This is a genomic window from Salibaculum halophilum (assembly GCF_002094885.1).
GTDB classification, from domain to species: domain Bacteria; phylum Pseudomonadota; class Alphaproteobacteria; order Rhodobacterales; family Rhodobacteraceae; genus Salibaculum; species Salibaculum halophilum.
Window position 1 is genome coordinate 1 of sequence record NZ_MSIT01000055.1, and the last position, 2,582, is coordinate 2,582.

Annotated in this window: 3 protein-coding genes; 1 reads left to right on the plus strand and 2 read right to left on the minus strand. The window is 67.9% G+C overall.

The annotated features are described in order from the left end of the window. Window positions 1-90 precede the first annotated feature (90 nt). Complete coding sequence (locus tag BU124_RS14390; RefSeq protein ID WP_084864257.1) at window positions 91-429, minus strand: TraR/DksA family transcriptional regulator; 339 nt, start codon at window positions 427-429, stop codon at window positions 91-93. 82 nt (window positions 430-511) lie between these two features. Here BU124_RS14390 and cysE point away from each other — a divergent pair, with 82 nt between their 5' ends. Further along, window positions 512-1,321 (plus strand): serine O-acetyltransferase, encoded by an 810-nt coding sequence (gene cysE / locus BU124_RS14395; RefSeq protein WP_084864256.1) that lies wholly within the window; start codon window positions 512-514, stop codon window positions 1,319-1,321. A gap of 486 nt (window positions 1,322-1,807) precedes the next feature. On the opposite strand, the gene BU124_RS14400 is transcribed toward cysE, so the two are convergent. Next, a partial coding sequence (locus BU124_RS14400; protein WP_179141944.1) for a 2-oxo acid dehydrogenase subunit E2 occupies window positions 1,808-2,582 on the minus strand: 775 nt, incomplete at its 5' end.

Consider the following 2,582-nt stretch of genomic DNA (forward strand, 5'->3'; position numbering starts at 1 on the left):
CGACGCGGCCTATTGCGCCGCGCTCGCGGTGGTGCTGCAGGCGCTGGAGGACTGGCGGCGCGACCCGGCGCGCGGGGGCGCGCGGCCCGCTCAGCCGCGCGTGCAGGACAGGCAGCGCGGCAGCGTCGGATCGGCGCGTAGCCGCTCGGGCGAGAGCGCATCGCCGCAGTCGGTGCAATAGCCGTACTCGCCCTCGTCCATGCGCGCCAGCGCCGCCAGCACCCGGCGGCGGTCGCCCGCGCGGCGGCCGGCCTGGGCCTTGGCCATGGCCTGGTTCTGCAGCGCGTCCATCCGGCTGAGCCGCCCCACCGCCTGCTGATCCAGGTCCACGGTGCGCTGGCCGGCTGATCCGCGCGCATCCTCCTCGTCAAGCGCGGCGAGCCGGTCCAGAAGCGCCTGTTTCAGCGCGGCGATGTCGTGGTCATCCATTTTCGTGACCCCCTCCATCACGGGTTTGTTCTTGGCCCATCCACCCTATCTGGGCTAGTGACCGGACAAAAGGAGGCCCGTCATGGCACAGCCGAACCCCGCTCTCGCCGCGCTCGATCCCGTCTGGGCCCGCATCACCGCCGAGGCCGAACAGGCCATCGTCGACGAGCCGCTCATGGGTGGGCTGATCCATGCCTGCGTGTTGCACCACAAGACGCTGGAAAAGGCGCTGTCCTACCGCTTCTCGGCCAAGCTGAACTCCAACGAGATGAGCATGGTGCTGCTGCGCGAACTCGCCGAGGAGGCCTATGCCGACGATCCCGGCCTGGTCGAGGCCGCCCGCGCCGACCTTGCCGCGATCGAGGAACGCGACCCGGCCTGCAACCGGCTGTTGCAGCCGATCCTCTATTACAAGGGATTCCAGGCGATGCAGGCCTATCGGCTGGGCCACCACCTCTGGACCAAGGGCCGCCGCGACCTGGCCTATTTCGTGCAGATGCGCAGTTCCGAGGTCTACGGCGTGGACATCCACCCCGGCGCGCGGATCGGCAAGGGCATCATGATCGACCACGCCCATTCCATCGTCATCGGCGAGACGGCCGTGGTCGGCGACAACGTGTCGATGCTGCATTCGGTGACGCTTGGCGGCACCGGCAAGGAGGAAGAGGACCGCCACCCCAAGATCGGCGACGGCGTGCTGATCGGGGCCGGGGCCAAGGTGCTGGGCAACATCCGGGTGGGGTGCTGCTCGCGCATCGCGGCCGGGTCCGTGGTGCTGCGCGCGGTGCCCGAGAACACCACCGTGGCCGGGGTGCCCGCCAAGGTGGTGGGCGAGGCGGGCTGCGACCAGCCCGCGATCACCATGGACCAGATCCTGAAATCGGGGGCGTGACGCCGGCGTGGCCGTGCGCGCAGGGAGGCCGCGCCCGGGTCGAGCGGCCCTTTGCATTTCGTGGAGCAAATGAGGCTGAGGGGTCGGACCGCAATGTCCGGTCGGAGCCTTAATAACTGGATGCTGCACCATGCACCCGTGCCCGCACCTTGGGACGGGGGCCAAAACGTGCCAAAATAAAGCAGAGTTCTGCCAAGGGTTTGTGACACGGGATTTTCCTATACTTAGGGGTGCAGCGGCTCCAGTGACAAAAACCACTGTTTTTGTCAGGTCTAGACCCCAATAGCAGCCGCGAGTGCGTCCGCAGCGAATTCAACCCTTGGCCGCCAACCCGGCCTGCGGAGCAGAAGCCTCCCGAAGATGTCTCCGGGGAGACTCGCCAGACATAGCGTTAGGCCCAGAAAGAGCTCGGCCGCGGTTTGCACCACGACGTGCCAACCGCTGACCGCGTCGAGCGCGGCCTTTTTTCATCGCGGTCGAGACCTGTCAGGCCAGCATCACCATCGGGTTTTCGAGGTTGTCCTTGATCGCGGCCAGCAGCTTGGCGCCGAGGGCGCCGTCGATCACCCGGTGATCGACCGAGAGCGTCGTCGACATCACCGTGGCCGTGGTCAACTCGCCGTCGGCGCCGACCACCGGTTTCTTGACGCCCGCGCCCACGGCCAGGATGGCCCCGTGCGGCGGGTTGATGACCGCGTCGAAATTCTCGATGCCGAACATGCCGAGGTTCGAGATCGCGAAACTGCCGCCGACGTATTCGTGCGGGGCGAGCTTGCCGTCGCGGGCGCGGGTGGCAAGGTCGCCCATCTCGGTCGAGAGGGTGGAGAGCGATTTCTGCTCGGAGTCCTTGAGCACCGGCACGAAAAGCCCGCCGTCGACGGCCACCGCGACGCCGACGTCCGAGGGCGCGAGCTTGAGGATGCGGTCGCCGGCCCAGACGGCATTGGCGTCGGGCACCGATTGCAGGGCCAACGCGCAGGCCTTGATGATGAAGTCGTTGACCGAAAGCTTGACGCCGCGCGACTCCAGCTGGGCGTTCAACTGGCCGCGGAATTCCAGCAGCGCGTCGAGTTGGATGTCCCGGCGCAGGTAGAAATGCGGGATCGTCTGCTTGGCCTCGGTCAGGCGCGCGGCGACTGTCTTGCGCATGCCGTTGAGCGTGACCTCTTCGTAATCGCGGCCCTCGAAGATCTTGCGCACGGCCTCGGCGTCCGGCCCGGCGGGCATGGCGGCGGCCGCGGCCGGGGCGGCGGGCTCGGCG

Bases quoted from the DNA above. Each gene is read 5' to 3' on its own strand.
- BU124_RS14390 (WP_084864257.1), bottom strand. From the start codon at position 429: ATGGATGACCACGACATCGCCGCGCTGAAACAGGCGCTTCTGGACCGG.
- cysE (WP_084864256.1), top strand. From the start codon at position 512: ATGGCACAGCCGAACCCCGCTCTCGCCGCGCTCGATCCCGTCTGGGCC.